Genomic DNA, 23138 nt, shown 5'->3' on the forward strand with positions numbered 1-23138 from the left:
ATTGCCTGCATTGCGGTCAGCCATGACAGAAAATCTGGCAGGAAATGACTGAAGGAATCCGTTTCAAACAGGAAAATTAAACACCACCCGGGCCTGCTTTCTTGCGGCACAATTGCGCGATGGCGGTCACCTGACGCCGTCGTTCCTTTCCATCCCTGGAGTGATTGCTGGTGCAGGCAACCCGTTTAACCCTGATTTGCCACGCTCGAACCGTCGCACAGAAATTGGCGCGTTTTCCTCTGGACGAGCCTCTGGAGATGGATTGGCAAGCGCTCAGGCTTTCCCGTCGCAATCAGTTCAAGGGCGCTCCGCGTCTTGTCTGTGGTCCGGAGTTGCGCACCCGGCAAACCGCTGAACTGTTCGGCAGCGCGCCGCAGATTGTCGACGCCTTGAGGGACTGCGATTTCGGGCGCTGGGGCGGTGAGCGCATCGGTGATCTGCAAAAAACCGAAGCCCAGGCGCTCCAGCATTGGCTGGACGACCCTGCTTCGGCCCCCCACGGTGGTGAGTCGCTGGTGCAACTGGGCGAGCGTGTGGGCGCCTGGCTGACAACCTTGCAATCGACGCCGGAGCACATCGTTGCCGTTACCCATCCCTTTGTCATCCGCGCCGCGCTGACGCAAGTGTTGCAGGGGGGCGCGTCCAACCTGATCGATGTCGAACCCCTGTCGGCCGTCGAGTTGAGGTTCCATGACCGCTGGCGGCTGCGCTTTCCGGGCATCGATCCCGAGGAGCTGTTGTGATGAAAAAACTCCTGGTCATCGGGATCGGTGCCGGCAACCCCGACTACATCACGATGCAGGCCGTGAAGGCGCTGAATCAGATCGATGTTTTTTTTCTCATGGACAAGGGCCAGAGCAAAGACAAACTCATCGATCTGCGCCGCGAAATCTGCGAGCGCTACATCACCGGCCACGACTACCGTTTTGTCGAAGCCCACAGCCCCGAGCGTGAGCGCGGTGAGGTGGACTACAAGACCAGTGTCGACGACTTGAACCTGGCCAAACAACAGACATTCGAACGGCTGATCAATGAAGAACTGTCCGACAGCCAGTGTGGTGGTTTTCTGGTGTGGGGCGACCCTGCGCTGTACGACAGCACCATCCGTATCCTTCAGGCGATCCAGGCCTCGGGTGCCTGTGGGTTCGAGTTCGAGGTGATTCCCGGGATTACCAGCGTCCAGGCATTGGCGGCACAACACAAGGTGCCGCTCAACCAGATTGGCCGCTCCGTTGAAATCACCACCGGCCGACGCCTGGCGGCAGGGCAGGTGAGCGATGCCGACAGCCTGGTGGTGATGCTCGATGCCCAGGATGCTTTCCATCAGGTTGTGGATCAGGACACCGAGATTTACTGGGGGGCCTATCTGGGGACGCCGGATGAAATCCTGATCAGCGGCAAGCTCAAGGATGTCGCGGATGAAATCGAACGGGTGCGCAAGGCGGCGCGGTTGGCCAATGGCTGGATCATGGATACCTATCTGCTGCGAAAACCCTGATCAGTCGGTGACCGGGCTGACGCCTTCGCGAGCAAGCCCGCTCCCACAGTGGATCTTCAGTGTTCACACCATCGGTGTGGGAGCGAGCCTGCTCGCGATTGCGCCTTGAAGGTCAACCGAAGGTAAAGTGTTACCCCCACGCCCAAACCGCTCCCGATACACCGAAGGCGGCACGCCAACCACCGTTCGAAAGGCCACCCGGAAGCTTTCCACCGAGCGATAACCACAGCGTTCGGCAATCTGCTCGGTGTTCTGGTGGCTGCTTTCCAGCAGTTCACGGGCGCGGCCCAGACGTTCGTGCTGCAACCAGGTTTTCGGTGACTGGCCGCTGGCTTCGGTGAAGCGGCGCAGGAAGGTGCGTTCGCTCATGGCGGCTTCGCTGGCCAGGTCGCGCACCTCCAGCGGCTCGTGCAAACGCTCACGTGCCCACTGCATGACGCGGGAAAGATCGTTGCGTGGTGCAGGACTGACCGGCGTCGGAATGAATTGCGCCTGACCACCGCTGCGTTGCGGCGACATGACCAGGCGCCGCGCCACGGAGTTGGCCACCTGGGTGCCGAAATCCCGCGCCACCAGGTGCAGGCAGGCATCGATGCCTGCCGCGCTGCCGGCGGAGGTGATCAATTGGCCGGAATCGACATACAGCACGTCCGGGTCCACGAGGATGCCGGGAAACCGCTCGGCCAGTTCCGAGGTATAGCGCCAGTGCGTGGTCGCACCGTGCCCGTCGAGCAACCCGGTGGCGGCGAGGACGAAAACACCGGAGCAGATCGACAGCAACCGCGCCCCCCGGGCATGGGCCTGGCGCAAAGCAGCGATCAGTTCTGCTGGCACCGTGGCGCTGCGGTCGCGCCAACCGGGAATGATGATGGTGCGGGCATCGGCGAGCAATTCCATGCCGCCATCGGCGAGTACCTGGATGCCGCCCATGGCCCGCATCGGACCTTGATCGACCGCGACGATACGATGCTCGTACCACGGAAAATCGAATTCAGGTCGTGGCAGGCCGAAGATCTCCACGGCAATGCCGAACTCGAACGTGCACAGGCCGTCGTAGGCCAGAATCGCGACCATTCCTGGGGTGGGTTGCATTTGGCGGAAAATTCCCGGTTAGTGTCTTGTACGCCACTGTAGCCGCAAGTGGCTGGCGGATAAAGTCTTTCCACACCCACCATCTCTTTGGAGTACAGCCCATGACCAGCCTGGTTCGCGAAATTCCCGCCGCCCCATCGGCCATCGCCCTGATGCATTTCAGTAACCGTCTGACGTTCGAAACCGATTGTTCCGACGTCTACGGCAGCCAGCAGGCTGGCGAAGTCGATTTCATTCTGGTGGATGTTCGGGGGCCGCTGGCGTTCGAGCGCGGGCATGTACCGGGAGCGATCAACATTCCCGGGCGCTTGCTGAGCGCCGAAGGTTTGGCGGGTTATCCGAAAAAGAGCCTGTTTGTGGTCTATTGCGCCGGGCCTCACTGCAACGGCGCCAACAAGGCGGCGGTGAAACTGGCGGCCTTGGGGTATCCGGTCAAGGAGATGATCGGCGGCGTGACAGGGTGGCTCGATGAAGGGTTTGAGTTGAGTGTCGGGGTGCCGCGGCCGGTGAATGCTGTGATCGGTTGTGAATGCTGATATCCAAACAGCATTGATCATTGTGGCGAGGGGGCTTGCCCCCGTTGGAGTGCGAAGCGCTCCCGACTATTTCAGAGGGTTGCTGCACAACCCGACGGGGCAAGCCCCCTCGCCACAGGTATGTATTTCAGCGAAAGGAAGCGGCCGCCCACCACTCATCCAGTGTCGCCTGCAACCACGCCAGCACATCGGCGTAGGCCGCATCGTCCTGCGGCCCTCGGGGCAACGGCGACTCATCGCCAAAATGCGCATTGAGCAGGGCCACCGACTCGGCGTTCCACTCCGGATGAAACTGCAGACCCAGCCGCGCCGGCCCGGCTCGGTACATCTGCTGCACACAGTGCTCGCTGCTGGCCAACAGCTGCGCGGCAGGCGGCAGGTCGATGGCGTCTTCGTGCCACTCCAGCACCTTCAGCGTTTTCCCATCGATAAAGGTCACGGTGGTCCATCCGGTTTCGGTCCGGTCCATCCGCCGTACATTCCCGCCCAGGCTCAGCGCCAGCAACTGTGCCCCCAGGCATATCGCGAACACGGCCGCGTCCTGATCCAGCGTGCCTCTGAGCCATTGCCGTTCGGCTTCCAGCCAGGCCGGGCCGGCATTGGATTCATAAGGCCCGCCCAACAGGATCACGGGTTCGGCGCTGACGGGCGGCAATTGGCCGAGGTCGGCGCGAAACACCTTCAGCGTCAGCCCTCGGGATTCGGCCCAGATGGCGATGGCGCCCGGACCTTCGGCGCAGTGGTGCTGGATCAGGTTCAACGTGGGCATCACGCTACTTTCGATGGGACGCAAGGGCGCTCAATGTGCCGCAAAACACCGGGCATCGCCAGCCGTCCCATTCTGTCGGATGGAGCCGGAAAACCTGTAGGTTTGCTCTGAAAACGCGGTATGTCTGACAGACTTTGCACCGTCATGGCGCGTTCACCTCGGTGCCTCTCTCCGGGTGCCACTTTTCTATAAATATTTGTCGCCTTGGCGTAATTTACCCTCCTGTAGCCGCTCTAGACTGCCGGCCACTTCGGTTTCCGCTCACGAAGCGATGACCGAACGCTGCCAATCGAAGCTGCCAATAAAAGCCTCCGCACACAGGAGTTATAAATGAAGAAGCTAGTGATGTTCGGTGCCCTGGCACTGTCGATGTTGTCCCTGACCGCCGTGGCCGAAGACGCCAAGCCGATTCGCATCGGTATCGAAGCCGGCTACCCGCCATTCTCGATGAAAACCCCTGACGGCAAACTCACCGGTTTCGACGTGGATATCGGCGATGCGCTGTGCGAGCAGATGAAAGCCAAGTGCACCTGGGTCGAACAAGAGTTCGACGGCCTGATCCCAGCGCTGAAGGTCAAGAAAATCGACGCCATCCTGTCGTCCATGACCATCACTGACGACCGCAAGAAGAACGTCGATTTCACCATCAAGTACTACCACACCCCGGCGCGCTTCGTGATGAAGGAAGGCAGCGACGTCAAGGACCCGCTGACCGAACTCAAGGGCAAGAAAGTCGGTGTGCTGCGCGCCAGTACCCACGACCGCTTCGCCACTGAAGTGCTGCAACCGGCCGGGATTGTCCTGGTGCGCTACGGCTCCCAGCAGGAAGCCAACCTGGACATGGTTTCCGGCCGCATTGATGCGCTGCTGGCCGACTCGGTCAACCTGGACGACGGTTTCCTGAAAACCGACGCCGGTAAAGGTTTTGCCTTCGTCGGTCCTGAGTACAACGATCCGAAATACTTCGGCGGCGGCGCAGGCATTGCCGTGCGCAAGGGCGATAAGGAACTGGCGGACAAATTCAACACCGCCATCACCGAAATCCGCGCCAACGGCAAGTACAAGCAAGTGCAGGACAAGTACTTCAAGTTTGACGTTTACGGCGAGTAAGCGAGCGGGCTGAAAAAATGGCAACCGTCAGACGCGGTTGCCATTTTTTTTGTGCAATTTTTTCAGCGAAGAAGATACCTGTGGGAGCGAGCTTGCTCGCGATAGCGGTGGGTCAGGCAAAATGGCTTCGACTGAATGAACGCCATCGCGAGCAAGCTCGCTCCCACAGGTTTCTCTGTTTTCAGGAGTTTATATGCAACGCATCGACCACAAACTGCCCTGGAGCCACCTGGGCAGCGAGCGCACCCTCAGCGTGTTTCGTTATGGCGCGGGCACGCGCAAGGTGTACATCCAGGCCAGCCTGCACGCCGACGAATTGCCGGGCATGCGCACCGCCTGGGAGTTGAAAAAACGCCTGGCCGAACTTGAACAACAGGGACAATTGAAGGGTGTGATCGAACTGGTGCCGGTGGCCAATCCCATTGGCCTCGACCAGCACTTGCAAGGCAGCCACATGGGGCGTTTCGAGCTGGGCAGCGGCAAGAATTTCAACCGCTCGTTCGTCGAACTCAGTGCGCCGGTGGCCGCGTTGATCGGTGATCGTCTCGGCAGCGATGCCCAGGCCAACATTGCGTTGATTCGCCAGACCATGGGCCAGGTCCTCGACAGCTTGCCGGCAGCGGCATCGCAGCTGGAAGCCATGCACCGCCTGTTGCTGCGCCATGCCTGCGACGCCGACATCACCCTCGACCTGCATTGCGATTTCGATGCGGCGATCCACATCTACGCGTTGCCGCAGCACTGGCCGCAGTGGCAATCCCTGGCGGCGCGTTTGCAGGCCAGCGTGGCGTTGTTGTGTGAAGACTCCGGCGGCAGCTCGTTCGATGAGTCCTGTTCTTCGCCATGGTTGCGCCTGGCCAGGGCGTTCCCGGCGGCAGCGATTCCACCGGCCAACCTGGCGACCACCCTGGAACTGGGCAGCATGGGAGACACCCGAGTCAATCAGGCCCTGGCCAATTGCGAGGCCATTCTCGGGTTCCTCGCCGAGCAGGGATTCATCTCCGGCACCTGGCCGGCGGCACCGGCCGAATGCTGTGAAGGCATGCCATTCGAAGGCACCCAATACCTGTTCGCCCCGCATCACGGCGTGGTCAGCTTCCTGCGCGAGGCTGGGGAGTGGGTGGAGAAGGGCGATGCACTGTTCGAGGTGGTCGACCCGTTGAACGACAAGGTCACCACCGTGCAGGCCGGCACCAGTGGTGTGCTGTTTGCCATCGACCGTGGGCGCTACACCCAGCCAGGCAGCTGGCAGGCGAAGGTCGCCGGGCGTGAGCCGATTCGGGTGGGCAAGTTGATCAACGACTGAGCCAGGTACTTCGCCGTCTGTTCTGGCCTCTTCGCGAGCAAGCCCGCTCCCACAGGGTTTACGCGTTCCCTGTGGGAGCGGGCTTGCTCGCGAAGGCGGCATCGGCCACGCCTGAGATGTTCCTGTCTACTGCACAGTGTTAGGCTCTTGCGCGAATCCTGCATTCAGTGAAGGAAGACCCATGTTGAAGATTCTCGCGCTGCTTACGCTCCTGGTATCCACCGCTGTCCACGCCCAAACTCCGCTGCAAACCGACTTGCCGCTCAAGTATCTGGAGCAGGCCAACGCCGATTCGAACCATCAACCCCTGGTGATTTTCCTCCACGGTTACGGCAGTAACGAGCAGGACCTGTTCGGCATCAAGGATGACTTGCCCGCGTCCTACACCTACCTGTCGGTGCGGGCACCCTTGGTGATGGAGGCGGGGAGCTATCAGTGGTTTCGCAAGAAGGGCGAAGGGGCCTACAACGGCGAGACCGATGATCTGAAGTCCAGCGGCCAGTTGTTGCTGGATTTCGTCGCACAGGCCACGAAGAAATATCACACCGAACCGGAGAAGGTGTTCCTGGTCGGCTTCAGCCAGGGCGCGATCATGACCTACGAAACAGGCCTGCGGCATCCCGAGGCGCTAGGCGGGATCGCTGCGTTGAGCGGACGGATTCTGCCGGTGCTCAAGTCCGAGCTCCAGCCGGATGAAAAACGCCAGTCGCTGGCTATTTTCATCGGGCATGGCGAGCAGGACAAACGCCTTCCCTACAGCGACGGTACTGAAGCCAACAGCCTGCTGCAGAGCGTGTCACTCGAACCCGAGTTCCACGGCTACCCAGGTGTCGGTCACAGCATCAGCGCCGACGAGATACAGGACTTGAGCGCCTGGTTGCAGCGTCTCAACCCCTGACATTCATTTTCCGCTGACGATCTGCTTGACCAGGGTTTCGTGGGCCGCCATGTCGCCGGGGCGGGAAATCACCTGGATTACCGCCATGCGAGTGCCGGATGCGGCCATCAGCGTGGTGGTGAGGGTCATGCCACCGCCTTGCGTGGCAGTGCCGTCGATCTGGCGCAGGCCCAGCCCGGTTTTCTGGGTCAGGGCTTTCTCGCTGAGCTTGTTGTAGTCGGGCAGGGATTTGTGTTGCGCCGCATCGAAATCGGCCACGGTGCCGTCGAGGAACCCGCCGTCGTTGTCCTTGACGCTGATACCGTTGGGTAGAGTGTTTTCAGCGGCGATCACCACGGTCTTGGTGGTTTCATTGCTGTAGAGGGTGCCGCTGGCACCGTCCGGGCTGGCCGGCAGCGGGTTGGCGACGAAACCCTTGGGCAGGTTGAAGGTGAACTTGCTGCCGAGCATGGAGACTTTATGGGCGGGCGCATCGCTGGAAGTGGACTTGGCGGCCTGCGCATTCAAAGCCCCAAGGCCGGTAGCGGCTGCCAGCAGCAGTACAAGGGCTTTTTTACTCAACAATGACATCGGAATCTCCAGGGATGTGCGCGCGGTGGGGCGCGATCATCCCATGGAGGTTGCGATGCATTCCAGCGTGCTCTACCCAGCGGTCACCTTGGCTGAACACCCACCTATGCTCAGGGCCGCTCGATGAGCTGATGCAGCTTAGCGTTTGATGGCTGCTCTTTGAGTGTCAGTCGCCGGGCTGGCTGGCCGCGCCAGCAGGCGTTTGGTCACGCCCAACATGGCCACCGACACCGCGACGCCCAGCACAAAAGCGTTCATTCCCATCGTCGGCAGGGCCAGGGCCAACACCAGGCAGAAGGCGGCGAACGAGTACATGCCGGTGGCAGTGGCGCGCAGCAGCGCGGCGGTAAAGGCCGGGCCACGGGTTTGCTGGGAGAACACCGCCATCACGCTGCCCAATACGGGGAACACTGCCAGCAGGCCGCTCCAGCGGTCACCGACGGTGCTGGCCAGCAGTGTCACCACCAGGGTGAGCAATGCACCGGCCACCATGCGCAACAGGAGCTTGTCGGATTTCGGCACCGGGCCACTGAGCACGGGTTGCACAGTGGGGAACAGGTACGGTGCGGCGAGCAGCGCGGTGGCGGCGGCGCACACCGAAAACACCAGGGAGGCCGGGATCAACGACAGGACAACCGCCACCAGTGCCCAGACCGACAGCGAGATCAACAGCGCCAGCGGCCATCCGGCCCGTTGTGCGACCTGGGCGTAGCTCACGCAAAACGCAATCATCGCGAACATGGCTGACAGCGCGGCGGTGGCCGATTGCGCAGCGAACGACTGGCCTTGTTCGAGGGCGAGGAACAACAGGATCGGCCCGACCACCACCGGCAACCCCGACAACCAACCGGCCACGCTCGGCCCCCAGCGTTTGCCAGCCAGGGAAATCAGCAGCAGGAAGCCTGGGATCACCAGCAGTTTGAGGATCAACACGCGCACGTCTCCGACCTTGTGAGGTGGCAACGGTAACATTGCAGCGGGTAGATTGCTTTATGTGCATGTAAGTTTTGTATACAAAAATAGAGATTTTATCGAGTTCTACGAAAGGCTCTTTTGCGCAAACGTTTTATCAAGGCATCCCACGATGAGGACAGCTCACCTTGAAACGCCAACGTTCACCCCTGCGCCATGGTCTGTGGCTGCTTGTCTTGCTGAGCTGCCAGGCCCTGGCCAATTGGCAGGACTCGCTGCCCGGCGCGCAAATCCTCGGCAGTGGTGAGTTTCGCAAGTACGGCTTCGATGTCTACAGCGCACGGCTCTGGAGTACTTCGCGACCCCTGGCGAACGATCAGCCGTTCGCCCTGGAGCTGATCTACCAGCGCAGCATTTCCCGTGATGACCTGGTGAATGCCAGCGTCAGGGAAATCAAGCGACTCGCCGGCACCTCGGTCAGTGCCGAGCAACTGGCGTCCTGGCACGTGCAGATGCAACAGTCGTTCGTCGACGTACAGGCCGGCACGCGGCTGACCGGTGTCTATCTGCCGGGGCAGGGCGCGCGGTTCTTTCTCGGCCAGCAGCTGTTGCGTGATGTGAAGGACCTGCAATTCGCCAAGGCGTTTTTTGCCATCTGGCTCGATCCGCGTACCGGCAACCCCGAGTTGCGTCAGCAGTTGTTGGGCGTGGCGCCGTAAACTTTACGATGATCCGGGCCTCATCGCGAGCAAGCTCGCTCCCACAGTGTTTGGCGGTGTGGCTCCATTTTGTGAACAGTACAAAAACCTGTGGGAGCGAGCTCGCTCGCGATGAACGATGACGCGGTCCATCTGAAAAAAAGCAGGCAAAAAAGAACCCGGTGCGACTTGCATCGCACCGGGTGTTTTTCCAGGCGGTCACGGATCTTCGTGGGTCCCCGCGCCGTCTGTTGAACGCTGTTGGCTTAAGCCCGTTCGAGCGCCAGTGCCACGCCCTGACCACCACCGATACACAGGGTGGCGAGGCCTTTCTTGGCGTCACGCTTGAGCATTTCATGCAGCAGGGTCACCAGCACGCGGCAACCCGAGGCACCGATCGGGTGACCCAGGGCGATGGCGCCGCCGTTGACGTTGACCTTGTTCAAGTCCCATTCCAGGTCCTTGGCCACGGCCAGCGATTGCGCGGCGAAGGCTTCGTTGGCTTCGATCAGGTCCAACTGGTCGATGGACCAGCCGGCCTTGTCCAGGCAGCGGCGGGTGGCCGACACCGGGCCGATGCCCATGATCGCCGGGTCGACGCCTGCGTTGGCGTAGGCGGCGATTTTTGCAAGGACTGGCAGACCCAGGGCCTTGGCCTTTTCGGCGCTCATCAGGATCACGGCCGCGGCACCGTCGTTCAGCGACGAAGCGTTACCGGCGGTCACCGAACCGTCCTTCTTGAAGGCGGCTTTGAGTTTACCCAGGGATTCGGCGGTGGTGCCGGCCCGAGGTTGTTCGTCGGTGGCGAAGGACAGCGGATCGCCCTTGCGCTGCGGGATCAGGATCGGCGTGATTTCATCGACGAAGCGCCCGGCTTCGATGGCGGCCACGGCTTTCTGCTGCGAGGCGGCGGCGAAGGCGTCCTGCTGCTCGCGGCTCAGGCTGTATTTCTCGGCCAGGTTCTCGGCGGTGATACCCATGTGGTAATCGTTGAACGCATCCCACAGGCCATCGCTGATCATGGTGTCGACGATTTGCGCGTGACCCATGCGCAGGCCGGTGCGGGCACCGGGCATGACGTAGTTGGCCAGGCTCATGTTTTCCTGGCCACCGGTGATGATCACCTCGGCATCGCCGCAGCGAATCGCCTGGGCACCCAGGTGCAGGGCCTTGAGACCGGAGCCGCAGACCTTGTTCAGGGTCATGGCCGGCACGGCGAAGGGCAGGCCGGCCTTGATGGCGGCCTGGCGCGCAGGGTTTTGCCCGGCGCCGGCGGTCAGCACCTGGCCCATGATCACTTCATCGACTTGCGCAGGATCCAGGCCGGTTTGCGCCAGCAATTGGCGGATCACCGCAGCGCCCAGGTCGACGGCGGACACATTGGCCAGCGCCCCCTGGAAACTGCCGATCGCGGTGCGCGTGGCGGCAACAATGACGACTTCTTGCATGGAATGATTCCTCACTGGGCAGCGAACTGCATTTCCGGCACGTGGTCCGGCACGATCAGTTTACCTGCGGTCTTGGCGACGATCTCCTCGACGCTGACGCCCGGCGCACGTTCTTTCAGGATGAACGCGCCGTTTTCGATTTCCAGGTAGGCCAGGTCGGTCAGTACACGCTTGATGCACCCGGCGCCGGTCAGCGGCAGGCTGCATTGGGACAGCAGCTTGGACTCACCGTCCTTGGATGCGTGGGTCATGATGACGATGATGTTGTCTGCGCCGGCGACCAGGTCCATCGCGCCGCCCATGCCCTTGACCAGTTTGCCGGGGATCATCCACGAGGCGATGTTGCCTTGCACGTCCACTTCAAAGGCGCCCAGCACGGTCAGGTCGACATGACCACCGCGGATCATCGCGAAGGACTCGGCCGAGGAAAAGATCGAAGCACCGATACGTGCGGTCACGGTTTGCTTGCCGGCGTTGATCATGTCGGCATCGATGGTGTCTTCAGTAGGAAAAGGACCCATGCCCAGCAAGCCGTTTTCCGACTGCAGCATGACTTCCATGCCTTCGGGGATGTAGTTGGCGACCAGGGTCGGAATGCCGATGCCCAGGTTCACGTAGAAGCCGTCCTGCATTTCGCGGGCGACGCGTTGAGCCATTTGTTCGCGGGAAAGTGCCATTGTTTTTATTCCTTCATTCGGTCCGGGGGCAGGGGATCACTTACGCACGGTGCGCTGTTCGATGCGCTTCTCGAACGTGCCGCAGATGATCCGGTCGACGTAGATGCCAGGGGTGTGGATCTGCGCCGGGTCCAGCTCGCCGGGTTCGACGATTTCTTCGACTTCGACCACGGTGATCTTGCCGGCGGTGGCCGCCAGCGGGTTGAAGTTCTGGGCGGTGTGGCGATAGATCACGTTACCGAAATGGTCGGCTTTCCAGCCTTTGACGATGGCGAAGTCGCCGGTGATGGATTCTTCCATCAGGTACTTGCGACCATGGAATTCGCGGACTTCCTTGCCGTCGGCGACAGGCGTGCCAACGCCGGTGGCGGTGAAGAACGCCGGGATGCCGGCACCGCCTGCGCGCATTTTTTCAGCGAGAGTGCCTTGCGGGGTCAGGGTGACTTCGATTTCGCCCTTGAGCAGTTGCTCTTCGAACAGCTTGTTTTCGCCGACGTAGGACGCGACCACTTTGCTGATCTGGCGGTCGGTCAGCAGTACGCCAAGGCCGAAACCGTCGACGCCGCAGTTGTTGGAAACCACGGTGAGATCGCGGGTGCCCTTGCGCTTGATCTCGTTGATCAGGTTTTCCGGGATCCCGCACAGGCCGAAGCCGCCGGCGATCACGGTCATGCCGTCTTCAAGACCTGCCAGAGCTTCCTCGTAGGAACTCACGCGCTTGTCGAAACCTGCCATATGCACCTCTTTTATTCTTTGTGGGCGGCTGGCTAGCCGAATGGGATGGAGTGTCTCGCTGTCAGATTAATTTGTTAAGTTGTTTTTTAGAGCGGATTGATTGATAAAGCTCAATAATGTGCTGTCCAGTCTCTTGCAGCTTAGAACCTGTAGCTTACAACCGGAGCGTTGCCCCATGACCGTCAAGCAGATCCGCGCCTTTCTGGCCGTGGCCCAGAGCCTGAGCTTTGCCGTGGCCTGCGAGCGCCTGCACCTGTCGCAATCGGCCCTGAGCCTGACCATCAAGGCGCTGGAGGAGGGCCTGGGCGGGCGCTTGTTCACCCGCAACACGCGCAACGTGGCGCTCACCGCCGAAGGCGAATCCCTGGTGCCGCTGGCGCGCCGGTTGATCGCCGACTGGGACAATGCCGAGGATGAACTGCGTCAACGCTTCACCCTGCAGCGCGGTCGCGTGACCCTGGCGGCGATGCCATCGTTCGCCGGCAACCTGCTGCCGCCGATCCTCAAGACCTTCCGCGCCCGTTATCCGAATGTCAACGTCACGGTCAATGACGTGATCAACGAGCAGGTGCTGGAAATGGTCCGTGACCGCCAGGTGGAGCTGGGAGTGGCCTTTGAACCGACCCAGAGTTCGTCGCTGCAATTCACGCCGTTGTACATCGACCGTTTCGTCGCGGTGGTGCCTCTGGATTCGGCACTGGCCGGGCTCGATGACATCGACTGGCAGACCCTGCTCAAGGAGCCGTTCATTACCTTGCAGCGTCCGTCCACTGTGCGAGTAATGCTTGAAGAGCATCTGCAGGCCCGCGGGATGAAGCTGCCGGTGGAGTTTGAAAGCCATCAACTGGCGACGGTCGGGCGCATGGTCGCCAGTGGCCTGGGCGTGAGCGCGGTGCCGGCCTTGTGCGCGGGGCAGATGCGTGAACTGGGGGCGCGTTGCATCACCTTGCGCGACCCGGTGGTGGAGCGGGCGCTGGGGGTGTTGACGTTGCCGGGGGGCGAGCTGTCGGCGGCGGCGCAGGCGATGTTTGATGTGCTGAAAGCGGAAAACCTTGGGCAGCGATTTTCGTGAGTTGTATGGGTGACCTTGTGGGAGCGAGCTTGCTCGCGATGAGGCCAGCACATCCAGACAGTTTATTGGCTGATCCACCGTCATCGCGAGCAAGCTCGCTCCCACAGGGATCGGGTTTCGTCAGTTGCCAAGTAGCTTCGCCAATATTGGTAACAGCTGCTCGCATGACCCCTCGATCTTCAAGTCCAGAATCTCGTCCGCCCGGGTCTTGCCCAGGTTGATCGCAATCAACGGCTTGCCCTGATCCACCACCGCCCGGCACAAGCGAAACGCCGAGTAAGCCATCAGCGACGAGCCGACCACCAACAGCCCGGCAGCCTGTTCGACGGCGGCCATCGCTTTCGCCGCCGTGGCCTGTGCGACGTTCTCGCCAAAAAACACCACATCCGGCTTCATCCGTTCCCCGGCGCAATGCGGGCAGTGCGGGACCTGGAAGCGTGCCTCGAAGGCCGGGTCGAGCAAGGTGTCGCCGTCCGGCGCTTGCACCGCGTCGACGCCGGCCAGGTAGGGGTTCTGTGTTTCCATCAAGTGCTGGATCGAATCGCGCTCGCTGTGCCGGCCGCAATCCAGGCACAACACCCGATGCAGACTGCCGTGGAGTTCGATCACGTCACGGCTGCCGGCCTGGTCGTGCAGGGTGTCGACGTTCTGGGTGATCAGCCCTCTGATCTGCCGCGTGCCTTGCAAGCGCGCCAGGGTGTCGTGGGCTTCGTTCGGCTGCGCCAGACGCACCCTCGGCCAGCCGAGCATCGCCCGCGCCCAGTAGCGTCGCCGGGACTCCGGGGCCGAGAGAAACTCCTGGTACATCATCGGCTGCCGGCCCCGTCGCACGCCCTGGCTGTCGCGATAATCCGGGATGCCCGAAGGCGTGCTGATACCGGCCCCGGTCAGCACGGCAAACGGCTGATCCGCCATGAGCTGATGGAGGCGATCGAGTTGGTCATGGATCAGATTGTCGAACATGCTGTGCAGGCCTGTAGGAGCGAGCTTGCTCGCGATGGTCGTCAACGATAACACTGTAAACCTGACACCCCGCGGCGTGATCGCGTTTATCGCGAGCAAGCTCGCTCCTACAAAAAGCAGACAGTATTTATTTACGCGCCTCCAGGATCAGGTTGAACGGTGTTTCCGTGGCCCGCCGGAAACGGGTGAAACCGGCCTCGCTGAACACCTTGCGCAAACGCGCCTCACCGGCCTGGGCACCGAGGCCGAGGCCGACTTCCTGGGACAGCGAATTGGGCGTGCAGATGAAGGTCGACGCCGCGTAGAACAGGCGTCCGATCGGGTTGACGTTGTCGTCGAGCAAATCGTTGGCGTAGGGCTCGACCAGCAGCACCGTGCCGTCGTCCTTCAACGACTCATAGGCATGCTTGGCCGCGCCCACCGGGTCGCCCATGTCATGCAGGCAATCGAAGTAGCAGATCAGGTCGTAGTCGCTGCCGGGGTAGCTTTTGGCCGTGCCCTGGAAGAACCTGGCCCGACTGGATACGCCCCCTTCTTCGGCCCGTTGGGTGGCAACGGTAACGGACGGCGCGTGGTAGTCGAAACCGACGAAGCGCGAATCCGGAAACGCCTGGGCCATGATCACCGTCGAGGCACCATGGCCGCAGCCGATGTCCGCCACTTTGGCCCCGGCTTCCAGTTTGGCCACCACGCCGTCGAGGGCCGGCAACCATTCGGCGACCAGATGGGCTTTGTAGCCGGGGCGGAAGAAGCGTTCGGTCCCGCTGAACATGCACGGATGGTGATCGCCCCAGGGCAGGGCGCCGTTGCCGCGCATGGCGTTGACCAGTTTGTCCTTGTCATGGAAAAACGACGCGACCACGCCGATCCCGCCCGCCACATAAACCGGTGAGTCTTCTTTTGCCAAAGCCATGGCTTGTTCTTCGGGCAGGCGGAACTGGCCGTCCTGGTGTTCCATGTAGCCTGAGGCGGCGTGAGCACTGAGCCATTCGCGCAGCAGGCGGGTGTTGCAGCCGGTTTTCTCGGCAAGGGTTTCAGGGGTGATGGGCTGACTGTCGGCCATCGCCCGGTACAGGCCGAGTTCTTCGCCGAGGATGACGTTGGCGAGCATCGCCGCGCCGCCCATGTCATTAACCAGTTTGCCCATGAAATCGTTGAGTCTGGCCTCGTCCATCATGTGTGCTCCTTCAGCAGGATCACGGTCCAGAGGCGTTGTCTGGCGAGGGGATCGCCACTGGGCGGTGGTCGTGGGAATGTACAGGGCACCAAGCGGGCCCTGTGTGCAGTAAGTTTAGTTCGGGCCTTGTACCGCGCGGTCTGGCGCGACGAAAGCAACGTTTTTTCTGCCGGTACACGACCCTGTGGGAGCGGGCGTGTATCCCACTGTATCCAGACCCCTTTTCGACACAGTGACCTCTAATTCCGGCCCCAGCCGAACACAGTCCTGATACACCCCTTCGATTAACTCTGTCTCATGGCGGGCACCGGCTCGCGTCCTTGAACATCTTGTGAGATCGACACCATGCAGACCTCCATTCCCCCCGTAGCCAAGGCCAGCGCAGGGCTTGGCCTGCGTCGCGGTTTACTCAAAGACCTCCAGGCCGCACCAGCAGGCGATTTCGACTTTCTGGAAATCGCACCGGAAAACTGGATCGGCATCGGCGGTGCCCACGGCGCGGCATTGCGGGCCCTGGCGGAACGCTATCCATTGTCCTGTCACGGTTTGTCCCTGTCCCTCGGTGGGCCGTCGGCGCTGGACGTCGGTTTTTTGCAGGAAGTCCGGGGTTTTCTCGATCACTACAACGTGCCGCTGTACAGCGAGCATTTGAGCTATTGCAGCGATGACGGTCACCTGTACGACCTGTTGCCGTTGCCTTTTACCGAAGAGGCGGTGCACCACGTCGCCGCGCGTATCCGTCAGGCCCAGGACATTCTCGGGCGACGCCTGGCGGTGGAAAACGTCTCTTACTATGCCGCGCCTCAACAGGACATGGACGAGGTGACCTTCACCAATGCCGTGCTGCGCGAGGCCGATTGCGACCTGTTGCTGGACGTCAACAACGTGTACGTCAATTCGATCAACCACGGCTTCGATCCGCAGGTGTTCCTGGCTGGCATCGATTCGGGGCGGGTGGTGGCGATGCACATTGCCGGGCATTTCGATGAGTCTGACACCTTGAAGATCGACACCCATGGCGCTTCGGTCAAACCGGCGGTGTGGTCGTTGCTGGCCCAGGCTTATGCCCGGTTCGGTGCGCAACCGACCTTGCTGGAGCGGGATTTCAACTTTCCCGTCTTCGCTGAACTGGTGGCGGAATTGCAGACCATTCGCCGCCTGCAACAGGAGGGCGTGAACCGTGGGTAAGTCGAGTCTTTTGCATCAGCAAACCACCATGGGCCTGTACCTGCGCGACCCTGAACGCAACGGCCCCCCCACCGAAATGGACCCGGCGCGGGCCCTGGTTTATCGCGATCTGGTGTTCGCCAACCTGTCTTCACTGCTCAGTGGCACCTTTCCGGTGTTGGTGAAGATTCTGGGTGACGAGCACTGGCGTTCGCTGGTGCGGATCTTTCTACGGGACTACCGCGCCCGCACGCCGAAATTCGGTGAGATCGCCCAGGAGTTTGTCGAGTTTCTCGCGGCCGGGCCTCAGGCGTTGAGTGATGGGCCGTGGCCGCCGTTCATGGTGGAGCTGGCGCATTACGAGTGGGTGGAAATGGCGTTGCAACAGTCTGACGCCGAGCTTCTGGTGGGTGGTGATGCCGCGTTGCTGCTGGATCGGCCCTTGCGGGTGTCGCCGCTGGCCTGGCCGTTGGCGTATGCCTGGCCGGTGCAAAGGGTGGGGCCGGATTACCAGCCTGATGTGGCGCCTGCTCAGCCGACCTTGTTGCTGGTGCGTCGCGCCGAGGACTGGAGTGTGAGGTTTTCTGAATTGAGTCCGTTGGCGTGGCGGTTGTTGCTGCGAATTGGCGAGTTTCCCGAGTTGACCGGGCGTGAGCAGTTGCAAGGACTGGCGATCGAGGCGGGGGCGGTGGGGGCTTCGGAGTTTCTGGAGGGTGGGTTGGTGTTGTTGCGGCAGATGCATGGGGAGGGGGTTGTTGGTGTTGGTTGATATTCTTTGACCTTGGCGGCCTTTGGGCCGACCAGGTTCTTGGTTGATTGAGTACATATCCGTTGCTGCGGTAACGGCGGCTGGCGGTTTCGCCCTTACGGCGAGTCCCTTTTGGCAAACGCCCCAAAAGGAACCAAAAGGTCTCGCCCCTTACGTACGGCCCCTCGCCAAGGCTCGGGGTTCTTTCGCTCCGGCATTCATCCGGGGGCATCGCCCTCCGGTTGGCTTCGCTGGCACCTACATGCGATGTGTTCGACTGCGTCGAACGGCGCTGCGCGCCAATCCCCGGATAAACGCCTCCACTCAGCCTGCCGAGGGGGCGGGTGGATCAAGATCAAAAGCTGCAGGCGAGCTAACGCTCGGCCTGATGAGTGGTGAGAAGCGTCTGTGTACGCCGATCTGTTTTTGCTCTTCTGTGGGAGCGAGCTTGCTCGCGAAGGCGGCCAACCAGCCGACCGAAATCTTGCAGATGTACTCGATACCTGTGGGAGCGAGCTTGCTCGCGATGACGGCCTGACAGCTGACCAATGTCTCAAAGGTGCACCCGATCCCCTGTGGGAGGCTCGCTCCCACAATGAATCGCTTTTCAGGGTTGGCTGCCACTGCCACTCACGCGTGGTTGCTCGTTTGTTGCATTCACCCCCTTGTCCCAAAGAGCAACCAACCCACCGAAAGTCCCGACATAGGCCGTGCCGTCCGGCGCCAGTGTGATCGGCGACCAGTTGTTGTCGAAGGCCTGGCCGACCCCGCTCAGCGCCTTGAATCGGGTCTGGCCGCTGTCGAAATCCAGCGCCATCAGGTACCAGGCGTTCTCGCCGTCGGGCTGCGGCTCGAAGGTGTAGAAGTACAGCAGGCCGTTGCTCACCGAGAGTTTGGGGACCACCGATGGCGAACGTTCCTTCGATTCCCAGATCCGGTCGCAGCCCGACTCATCGGTGCGGATGTCGATGCGGCTGATGCCGCCGTGCACGGCCTGCCAGTCCTTCTGCGCGAAGGCGCTGGTGTAGCCGGCGTTGTTCTCGAGGATGATCGAGCGACCCCAGCCGATGGCCGAGTTGTCGGTGGCCGAGGCGTTGTTGTCGAACACCGGCAGCTTGCAGATCAGGCGATTGCCGGCGTAGTCCTGCTCGCGACGGTAGACCAGCAGGTTGATGCGTCCGTCGCTGTTGTCGGTGATGGTGACGTAGCGCTCGCCGAGCAGGGTCGGGGTGGTACCGCTGCCCTGATTGATCGCGCCGACCTTGCGCGCGGTGCCGCGGTCATAGACTTCGCGCCAGCCTTGCACGGGCTTGCCCTCGGCATCGGCGACGAAGCGGTACATGGCGTGGTCGGACACCAGATAGACACCATCGGCCGCCACCGACATGCCGTTCTGGATTTCTTCGTGGGCCAGTTGAATGCCCTGGACCTTGCCGGTGTCGGGGTTCAGGGTGCCGATGCGGCCGCGCCGGGTGATCCACCAGATCAAGCCCCGGTGATCGGGCATTACCCCGGTGACGGGGTCGCATTCGCCTTTGGGGAACCAGTTGGCAGGCTTCACACAATCGTGGGGGACCTTGTCGCTCAGGTCCCAGTTGTCGACCGCTTCGAACGACCACGCACCGGACTCATCCTGACGATGCACGACGCGCTGGATGTGCTGCTCGGCATCGGCGATGACCACGCGATTCTGTTCGTCGACATAGAAATAGGCGCCGGAGGTGTCGGCCATGATCTTGTCCGGGTCCAGGGTAATCAGCGCGTGGAAAGTCGACGGACGCGGCGGGAGCGGATAGCGGGCCAGCAGCTTGAGGGTGCGTGGTTCGAGCAATTGCAGTTCGAACTGCATCAGGTTGGCGCACAACACCACCAGGCGACCCTGCTGATCGAAGGTATGGATCGGGCACATGCCGCCGGGCTTGCGGCTGCCATCGCGACTGTTCACCTGAACATCCCGGCCCAGCGGACCTGGTCCCGGGTGCGTGTCGGAGCTGTAGCCATCGGAATGCATGTAGCTGCTGCCGTTGCTGGTCATGTAGGGGTTGGCGGGAATCGTACCGTTCAGCGGTTGCGCGACTGCGGCGCTACCGATCAAGGGTGCGGCGCTGCCGTTGCTGGCCAGCGGTTGCGGTTCATAGGGTTCGGAACAGGCACTGAGCAGGCCGAGCAGGGGCAGGGCAAGCAGGAGTGGAGCACGCATCGAAGCCTCGCGATCTTGTTATTGGTGTGTTGCGCAATAAGCAGCAACGAGGCTGCCCGGGCATCGGCTGTTTGGACTAACCTCGGTGAAAGGCCTCGCACCGCTGATCAAAGCGGACATGTATTTTGGCCATTTCGATCTCCTTTTGGCCTGCCTCACGCTATGAACCGGCGACGCCGTCAGCAAGAATCAGACGCGGGTGGCTGAGTCGGCAACCCAAGGTGAAAACCACAACCAGACGCTTCACTTCCTTGCCCTTGGCTGTTTTCAAGGCTGCTGCCGTGTACAGAACATAAAAACCATCGAACTCACGCCACACTTGGGGAAATGATCCATGGACTCAATGAAACGCATACTGGGCGCCACCGTTTGCGGACTGTCGCTGCTGGCCAGCGCGGTGCATGCCGAACAGCGCGAATTGCGGGTGTACAACTGGGCGGACTACATCCTGCCGTCCGTGCCCAAGGATTTCGCCAAGGACACCGGGATCAAGGTGACCTGGGATACCTTCGACACCAACGAGTCCCTGGAAGCCAAGCTGCTGACCGGCAACTCGGGCTACGACCTGGTGGTGCCGTCGAACCAGTTCATCGAAACCCAGATCAAGGCGGGCGTGTTCCAGAAGCTCGACAAGTCCAGGTTGCCGAACTGGTCGCACCAGGACCCTGCATTGCTCAAGCTGCTGGACAAGAACGACCCGGGCAACCAGTACGGCGTGCCCTACATGTATGGCACCGTGTTGATCGGTTTCAACCCGGCCAAGGTCAAGGCGGCGCTGGGCGAGAATGCGCCGGTGGACAGCTGGGACCTGGTGTTCAAGCCCGAGAACATGGAGAAGCTCAAGGCCTGTGGCGTAGCGATGCTCGACTCTCCGTCGGAGATCCTGCCGCTGGCCCTGCATTACCTGGGGCTGGATCCGAACAGCCAGAACCCCGATGACTACGAAAAAGCCAAGGCATTGATGCTCAAGGTTCGCCCCTACGTCACCTACTTCAACTCCGCCAAGTACATGACCGACATCGCCAACGGCGATATCTGCGTGGCCATCGGTTACTCCGGCAGCTTCTATCAATTCGGCAATCGCGCCAAAGAGGCGGGCAACGGCGTGGTCGTCGACTGGCGCCTGCCGAAAGAAGGCGCGCCGATCTGGTTCGACACCTTCGCCATCCCGAAAAGCGCGAAGAACGTCGCCGAGGCCCACGAATTCCTCAACCACCTGCTGGACCCGAAAGTCATCGCGCCAATCAGCGACTTCCTCGGTTACCCGAATGCCAACAAGGACTCGCTGGCGCTGATCAACAAGGACATCACCGGCAACCCGAACCTGACACCGACCAGCGAGGCATTGAAGACGCTGTACGTCGTGCAGCCACTGCCGCAAAAGCTTGAGCGGGTCCGTACCCGGGTCTGGACCAGTATCAAGTCCGATCAGTAACACCGGGATATTTATGTGAAATCCCTGTAGGAGCGAGCCTGCTCGCGATAGCGACCTGACAGTCAATGCAGGTGTCGACTGACCCGGCGCCATCGCGAGCAAGCTCGCTCCACAGATTTTTATGTCGAGCACAGGTTTTGTGTATACCCATGGCCCCTGTGGGAGCGAGCTTGCTCGCGATGGCGGACTGACAGGCAACAGAGGTGTACGGTGTTGGACTCAGCGAAAAAACTCCCCCGGTGTTTCGCCGAACTGCTGGCGGAAGGCAGCGATAAACGCTGACGTCGAATCGTAGCCACAGGCCAACGCGACGTCGGTCACTCGCTCGCCCTGTTCCAGTGGCGTCAGGGCGCCGAGCAGGCGCAAGCGCTGGCGCCAGGCGCGAAAGGTCAGGCCGGTGTCGCGCAGGAACAGGCGACTGAGGGTTTTCTCGGTGACGCCGAATTGGTCGCTCCAGTGGCTGAGCGTGGTCTGTTGCTCCGGGTGTGACTCCAGGCTTTGCGCGATTTGCCGCAATCGGCTGTCCTGGGGCAGCGGCAGCATCAAGTCGATCTGTGGCGCCTCGGCCAACTGATCCAGAATCACCTGGGCCAACCGACCATGCGGACCGCTCTGATCGTATTCCACCGGAACCTGACTGAAGGCGCGGATCAACTCGCGCAACAAATCACTGACCCCCAGTACATGACAGCCCGGCGGTGCCCACGTCGAGACGCTGCAATCGATGTACAGGCTGCGCATTTCCGTGCGCGGCGAACTGAACACCCGGTGCGGCATGCCCGCCGGAATCCACACGGCACGCTCCGGCGGGGCCACGAAACGCCCGACGCCGGTCTGTATTTCGAGCACGCCCGCAATCGCATAGGAAAGCTGCACCCACGGGTGGCTGTGGCGTCGGGTCAGTGCGCGATTGGGCAGCGATTCGGTGCGGCCGTAGAGCGGTCGTGGCAGGCTGGACAGCCCGGGAATACTGCGTCGAACACTCTTGTCATGTCCTTTAGGCGGCATCAGCTGGCTCATCGGCGTTAGTCGGTAATTATCAGGCACGTTAGAGTCACTTTCATGTACTGGCAACCCCCGGATGATCAACCCCATGACTCGCCCCCGTTTGTTACCCGACAACTTCACCTTGACCCTGATCGGCGTAGTGACGCTCGCCAGCCTGCTGCCCGTCAGCGGCCAGGTCGCGCTCGGTTTTGGCTGGCTGACCAACATCGCCATTGCGCTGCTGTTTTTCCTGCATGGCGCCAAGCTGTCCCGCGAGTCGATCATAGCCGGTGCCGGGCACTGGCGCCTGCATTTGCTGGTGTTCAGCCTGACCTTTGTGCTGTTTCCATTGCTCGGTCTGGCGCTCAAGCCGCTGCTGTCACCGTTGATCGGCAATGACCTGTACATGGGCATGCTCTACCTGTGCGCGCTGCCCGCCACGGTGCAATCGGCAATTGCCTTTACTTCGCTGGCGCGGGGCAACATCCCGGCGGCGATTTGCAGCGCGGCGGCGTCCAGCCTGTTCGGGATTTTCCTCACGCCGTTGCTGGTGACCCTGCTGCTGAATGTCCACGGCGAAGGCGCCTCGACCCTCGACGCCATCCTCAAGATCAGCGTGCAGTTGCTGCTGCCGTTCATTGCCGGGCAGATCGCGCGGCGCTGGATCGGCAACTGGGTGGCGCGCAACAAGAGCTGGTTGAAATTCGTCGACCAGGGTTCGATTCTGCTGGTGGTCTACGGCGCGTTCAGCGAAGCGGTGATCGAAGGCATCTGGCAGCAGATTCCGTTGTTGGATCTGCTTGGGCTGGTGCTGGTCTGCTGCATCGTTCTGGCGCTGGTGTTGGTGGCTTCGACCGTACTGGGCAAGGCATTCGGCTTCAACCAGGAGGACCGCATCACCATTCTCTTTTGCGGTTCGAAGAAAAGCCTGGCGACCGGCGTGCCGATGGCGCAGGTGCTGTTTGCCGGTAGCACCATTGGCTTGCTGATCTTGCCGCTGATGTTGTTCCACCAGATTCAACTGATGGTCTGTGCGGTGCTGGCACAGCGTTATGCCAAGCGGCCGGAATCGATTCCCGAACTGATGGCCCAGGTTGATCCCTGATTTGCCAGCCATGGCGGCTCGAGTGAGCCGCCATG

Annotated in this window: 23 protein-coding genes; 12 read left to right on the plus strand and 11 right to left on the minus strand. The window is 61.5% G+C overall.

The annotated features are described in order from the left end of the window. The first annotated feature begins 170 nt into the window (after positions 1 to 170). On the plus strand, positions 171 to 743 hold the full coding sequence (locus tag AC1RS8_RS09830; RefSeq protein ID WP_489338746.1) for a histidine phosphatase family protein: 573 nt from the start codon (positions 171 to 173) through the stop codon (positions 741 to 743). After that, complete coding sequence (gene cobF / locus AC1RS8_RS09835) at positions 743 to 1498, plus strand: precorrin-6A synthase (deacetylating) (protein WP_489338745.1); 756 nt, start codon at positions 743 to 745, stop codon at positions 1496 to 1498. The genes AC1RS8_RS09830 and cobF overlap by 1 nt, the downstream gene beginning before the upstream one ends. Before the next feature lie 63 nt (positions 1499 to 1561). Here cobF and ftrA read toward each other — a convergent pair whose 3' ends face one another. Then, on the minus strand, positions 1562 to 2590 hold the full coding sequence (gene ftrA, locus AC1RS8_RS09840; protein ID WP_489338744.1) for a transcriptional regulator FtrA: 1029 nt from the start codon (positions 2588 to 2590) through the stop codon (positions 1562 to 1564). A 101-nt stretch (positions 2591 to 2691) separates the two neighbouring features. Here ftrA and AC1RS8_RS09845 point away from each other — a divergent pair, with 101 nt between their 5' ends. Then, a complete protein-coding gene (locus tag AC1RS8_RS09845) occupies positions 2692 to 3126 on the plus strand; it encodes a rhodanese-like domain-containing protein (protein ID WP_489338743.1) in 435 nt (144 codons plus the stop codon). 127 nt (positions 3127 to 3253) lie between these two features. Here the strand turns inward: AC1RS8_RS09845 and AC1RS8_RS09850 are convergent, their stop codons facing one another. Continuing rightward, a complete protein-coding gene (locus tag AC1RS8_RS09850; RefSeq protein ID WP_489338742.1) occupies positions 3254 to 3895 on the minus strand; it encodes a type 1 glutamine amidotransferase in 642 nt (213 codons plus the stop codon). Positions 3896 to 4225: 330 nt separating this feature from the next. On the opposite strand from AC1RS8_RS09850, the gene AC1RS8_RS09855 reads away from it, so the two are divergent. The 3 genes from AC1RS8_RS09855 to AC1RS8_RS09865 all read left to right on the plus strand — a co-directional run bounded on the left by AC1RS8_RS09855 (position 4226) and on the right by AC1RS8_RS09865 (position 7209). Beyond that, positions 4226 to 5005: an ABC transporter substrate-binding protein gene (locus tag AC1RS8_RS09855; RefSeq protein ID WP_090456345.1), complete on the plus strand. Its 780-nt coding sequence runs from the start codon at positions 4226 to 4228 to the stop codon at positions 5003 to 5005. 193 nt (positions 5006 to 5198) lie between these two features. Then, the gene (locus tag AC1RS8_RS09860; RefSeq protein ID WP_489338741.1) at positions 5199 to 6311 is read left to right on the plus strand and encodes a succinylglutamate desuccinylase/aspartoacylase family protein; all 1113 of its coding nucleotides are present in this window, start codon (positions 5199 to 5201) and stop codon (positions 6309 to 6311) included. Positions 6312 to 6492: 181 nt separating this feature from the next. After that, complete coding sequence (locus AC1RS8_RS09865) at positions 6493 to 7209, plus strand: alpha/beta hydrolase (RefSeq protein WP_223504861.1); 717 nt, start codon at positions 6493 to 6495, stop codon at positions 7207 to 7209. A gap of 3 nt (positions 7210 to 7212) precedes the next feature. On the opposite strand, the gene AC1RS8_RS09870 is transcribed toward AC1RS8_RS09865, so the two are convergent. Next, positions 7213 to 7779, minus strand: a complete 567-nt coding sequence (locus AC1RS8_RS09870; protein WP_489338740.1) for a hypothetical protein — start codon at positions 7777 to 7779, stop codon at positions 7213 to 7215. A gap of 138 nt (positions 7780 to 7917) precedes the next feature. Continuing rightward, the gene (locus AC1RS8_RS09875) at positions 7918 to 8712 is read right to left on the minus strand and encodes a hypothetical protein (RefSeq protein WP_407516642.1); all 795 of its coding nucleotides are present in this window, start codon (positions 8710 to 8712) and stop codon (positions 7918 to 7920) included. A 167-nt stretch (positions 8713 to 8879) separates the two neighbouring features. On the opposite strand from AC1RS8_RS09875, the gene AC1RS8_RS09880 reads away from it, so the two are divergent. Next, positions 8880 to 9410, plus strand: coding sequence for a chalcone isomerase family protein (locus tag AC1RS8_RS09880; RefSeq protein ID WP_489338739.1), 531 nt, complete (start codon positions 8880 to 8882; stop codon positions 9408 to 9410). A gap of 245 nt (positions 9411 to 9655) precedes the next feature. Here AC1RS8_RS09880 and AC1RS8_RS09885 read toward each other — a convergent pair whose 3' ends face one another. From AC1RS8_RS09885 to AC1RS8_RS09895, 3 genes are read right to left on the minus strand one after another with little or no spacing between them, the layout of a single operon-like run. Continuing rightward, on the minus strand, positions 9656 to 10837 hold the full coding sequence (locus AC1RS8_RS09885; protein WP_489338738.1) for an acetyl-CoA C-acetyltransferase: 1182 nt from the start codon (positions 10835 to 10837) through the stop codon (positions 9656 to 9658). Between the two features lie 11 nt (positions 10838 to 10848). Continuing rightward, the gene (locus tag AC1RS8_RS09890; protein WP_008021761.1) at positions 10849 to 11514 is read right to left on the minus strand and encodes a CoA transferase subunit B; all 666 of its coding nucleotides are present in this window, start codon (positions 11512 to 11514) and stop codon (positions 10849 to 10851) included. 36 nt (positions 11515 to 11550) lie between these two features. Next, a complete protein-coding gene (locus AC1RS8_RS09895) occupies positions 11551 to 12249 on the minus strand; it encodes a CoA transferase subunit A (protein WP_034150336.1) in 699 nt (232 codons plus the stop codon). Positions 12250 to 12424: 175 nt separating this feature from the next. Here AC1RS8_RS09895 and AC1RS8_RS09900 point away from each other — a divergent pair, with 175 nt between their 5' ends. Continuing rightward, positions 12425 to 13321, plus strand: a complete 897-nt coding sequence (locus AC1RS8_RS09900) for a LysR family transcriptional regulator (RefSeq protein ID WP_489338737.1) — start codon at positions 12425 to 12427, stop codon at positions 13319 to 13321. A 120-nt stretch (positions 13322 to 13441) separates the two neighbouring features. Here the strand turns inward: AC1RS8_RS09900 and AC1RS8_RS09905 are convergent, their stop codons facing one another. Then, entirely contained in the window at positions 13442 to 14284 is an 843-nt protein-coding gene (locus tag AC1RS8_RS09905) for an NAD-dependent protein deacetylase (RefSeq protein WP_489338736.1), read from the minus strand. Positions 14285 to 14411: 127 nt separating this feature from the next. Beyond that, positions 14412 to 15458, minus strand: a complete 1047-nt coding sequence (locus AC1RS8_RS09910; RefSeq protein ID WP_154862055.1) for a class I SAM-dependent methyltransferase — start codon at positions 15456 to 15458, stop codon at positions 14412 to 14414. A gap of 348 nt (positions 15459 to 15806) precedes the next feature. Here AC1RS8_RS09910 and AC1RS8_RS09915 point away from each other — a divergent pair, with 348 nt between their 5' ends. Both AC1RS8_RS09915 and AC1RS8_RS09920 read left to right on the plus strand, forming a co-directional pair. Further along, positions 15807 to 16649: an HvfB family MNIO-type RiPP peptide maturase gene (locus AC1RS8_RS09915; RefSeq protein ID WP_407516557.1), complete on the plus strand. Its 843-nt coding sequence runs from the start codon at positions 15807 to 15809 to the stop codon at positions 16647 to 16649. Further along, positions 16642 to 17397, plus strand: a complete 756-nt coding sequence (locus AC1RS8_RS09920; protein ID WP_218496451.1) for an HvfC family RiPP maturation protein — start codon at positions 16642 to 16644, stop codon at positions 17395 to 17397. Before AC1RS8_RS09915 ends, AC1RS8_RS09920 begins: the two co-directional genes overlap by 8 nt. Positions 17398 to 17983: 586 nt before the next feature. Here the strand turns inward: AC1RS8_RS09920 and AC1RS8_RS09925 are convergent. Next, positions 17984 to 19576, minus strand: a complete 1593-nt coding sequence (locus AC1RS8_RS09925) for a hypothetical protein (protein ID WP_489338735.1) — start codon at positions 19574 to 19576, stop codon at positions 17984 to 17986. 334 nt (positions 19577 to 19910) lie between these two features. Here AC1RS8_RS09925 and AC1RS8_RS09930 point away from each other — a divergent pair, with 334 nt between their 5' ends. After that, entirely contained in the window at positions 19911 to 21011 is a 1101-nt protein-coding gene (locus AC1RS8_RS09930) for a polyamine ABC transporter substrate-binding protein (RefSeq protein ID WP_150814357.1), read from the plus strand. 219 nt (positions 21012 to 21230) lie between these two features. Here AC1RS8_RS09930 and AC1RS8_RS09935 read toward each other — a convergent pair whose 3' ends face one another. Next, positions 21231 to 22019, minus strand: coding sequence for an AraC family transcriptional regulator (locus tag AC1RS8_RS09935; protein ID WP_150814358.1), 789 nt, complete (start codon positions 22017 to 22019; stop codon positions 21231 to 21233). A gap of 85 nt (positions 22020 to 22104) precedes the next feature. On the opposite strand from AC1RS8_RS09935, the gene AC1RS8_RS09940 reads away from it, so the two are divergent. After that, positions 22105 to 23103, plus strand: coding sequence for a bile acid:sodium symporter family protein (locus AC1RS8_RS09940; protein ID WP_218496456.1), 999 nt, complete (start codon positions 22105 to 22107; stop codon positions 23101 to 23103). Positions 23104 to 23138: the final 35 nt, after the last annotated feature.

The sequence above is a fragment of the Pseudomonas sp. GW821-FHT12A04 genome, assembly GCF_058807755.1.

Excerpts from the sequence above, each read along its gene's own strand:
- cobF (WP_489338745.1), top strand. The coding sequence starts at position 743 with ATGAAAAAACTCCTGGTCATCGGGATCGGTGCCGGCAACCCCGACTAC.
- ftrA (WP_489338744.1), bottom strand. The coding sequence starts at position 2,590 with ATGCAACCCACCCCAGGAATGGTCGCGATTCTGGCCTACGACGGCCTG.
- AC1RS8_RS09845 (WP_489338743.1), top strand. The coding sequence starts at position 2,692 with ATGACCAGCCTGGTTCGCGAAATTCCCGCCGCCCCATCGGCCATCGCC.
- AC1RS8_RS09850 (WP_489338742.1), bottom strand. The coding sequence starts at position 3,895 with ATGCCCACGTTGAACCTGATCCAGCACCACTGCGCCGAAGGTCCGGGC.
- AC1RS8_RS09855 (WP_090456345.1), top strand. The coding sequence starts at position 4,226 with ATGAAGAAGCTAGTGATGTTCGGTGCCCTGGCACTGTCGATGTTGTCC.
- AC1RS8_RS09860 (WP_489338741.1), top strand. The coding sequence starts at position 5,199 with ATGCAACGCATCGACCACAAACTGCCCTGGAGCCACCTGGGCAGCGAG.
- AC1RS8_RS09865 (WP_223504861.1), top strand. The coding sequence starts at position 6,493 with ATGTTGAAGATTCTCGCGCTGCTTACGCTCCTGGTATCCACCGCTGTC.
- AC1RS8_RS09870 (WP_489338740.1), bottom strand. The coding sequence starts at position 7,779 with ATGTCATTGTTGAGTAAAAAAGCCCTTGTACTGCTGCTGGCAGCCGCT.
- AC1RS8_RS09885 (WP_489338738.1), bottom strand. The coding sequence starts at position 10,837 with ATGCAAGAAGTCGTCATTGTTGCCGCCACGCGCACCGCGATCGGCAGT.
- AC1RS8_RS09890 (WP_008021761.1), bottom strand. The coding sequence starts at position 11,514 with ATGGCACTTTCCCGCGAACAAATGGCTCAACGCGTCGCCCGCGAAATG.
- AC1RS8_RS09895 (WP_034150336.1), bottom strand. The coding sequence starts at position 12,249 with ATGGCAGGTTTCGACAAGCGCGTGAGTTCCTACGAGGAAGCTCTGGCA.
- AC1RS8_RS09900 (WP_489338737.1), top strand. The coding sequence starts at position 12,425 with ATGACCGTCAAGCAGATCCGCGCCTTTCTGGCCGTGGCCCAGAGCCTG.
- AC1RS8_RS09905 (WP_489338736.1), bottom strand. The coding sequence starts at position 14,284 with ATGTTCGACAATCTGATCCATGACCAACTCGATCGCCTCCATCAGCTC.
- AC1RS8_RS09910 (WP_154862055.1), bottom strand. The coding sequence starts at position 15,458 with ATGGACGAGGCCAGACTCAACGATTTCATGGGCAAACTGGTTAATGAC.
- AC1RS8_RS09915 (WP_407516557.1), top strand. The coding sequence starts at position 15,807 with ATGCAGACCTCCATTCCCCCCGTAGCCAAGGCCAGCGCAGGGCTTGGC.
- AC1RS8_RS09925 (WP_489338735.1), bottom strand. The coding sequence starts at position 19,576 with ATGCGTGCTCCACTCCTGCTTGCCCTGCCCCTGCTCGGCCTGCTCAGT.
- AC1RS8_RS09930 (WP_150814357.1), top strand. The coding sequence starts at position 19,911 with ATGGACTCAATGAAACGCATACTGGGCGCCACCGTTTGCGGACTGTCG.
- AC1RS8_RS09935 (WP_150814358.1), bottom strand. The coding sequence starts at position 22,019 with ATGCCGCCTAAAGGACATGACAAGAGTGTTCGACGCAGTATTCCCGGG.
- AC1RS8_RS09940 (WP_218496456.1), top strand. The coding sequence starts at position 22,105 with ATGACTCGCCCCCGTTTGTTACCCGACAACTTCACCTTGACCCTGATC.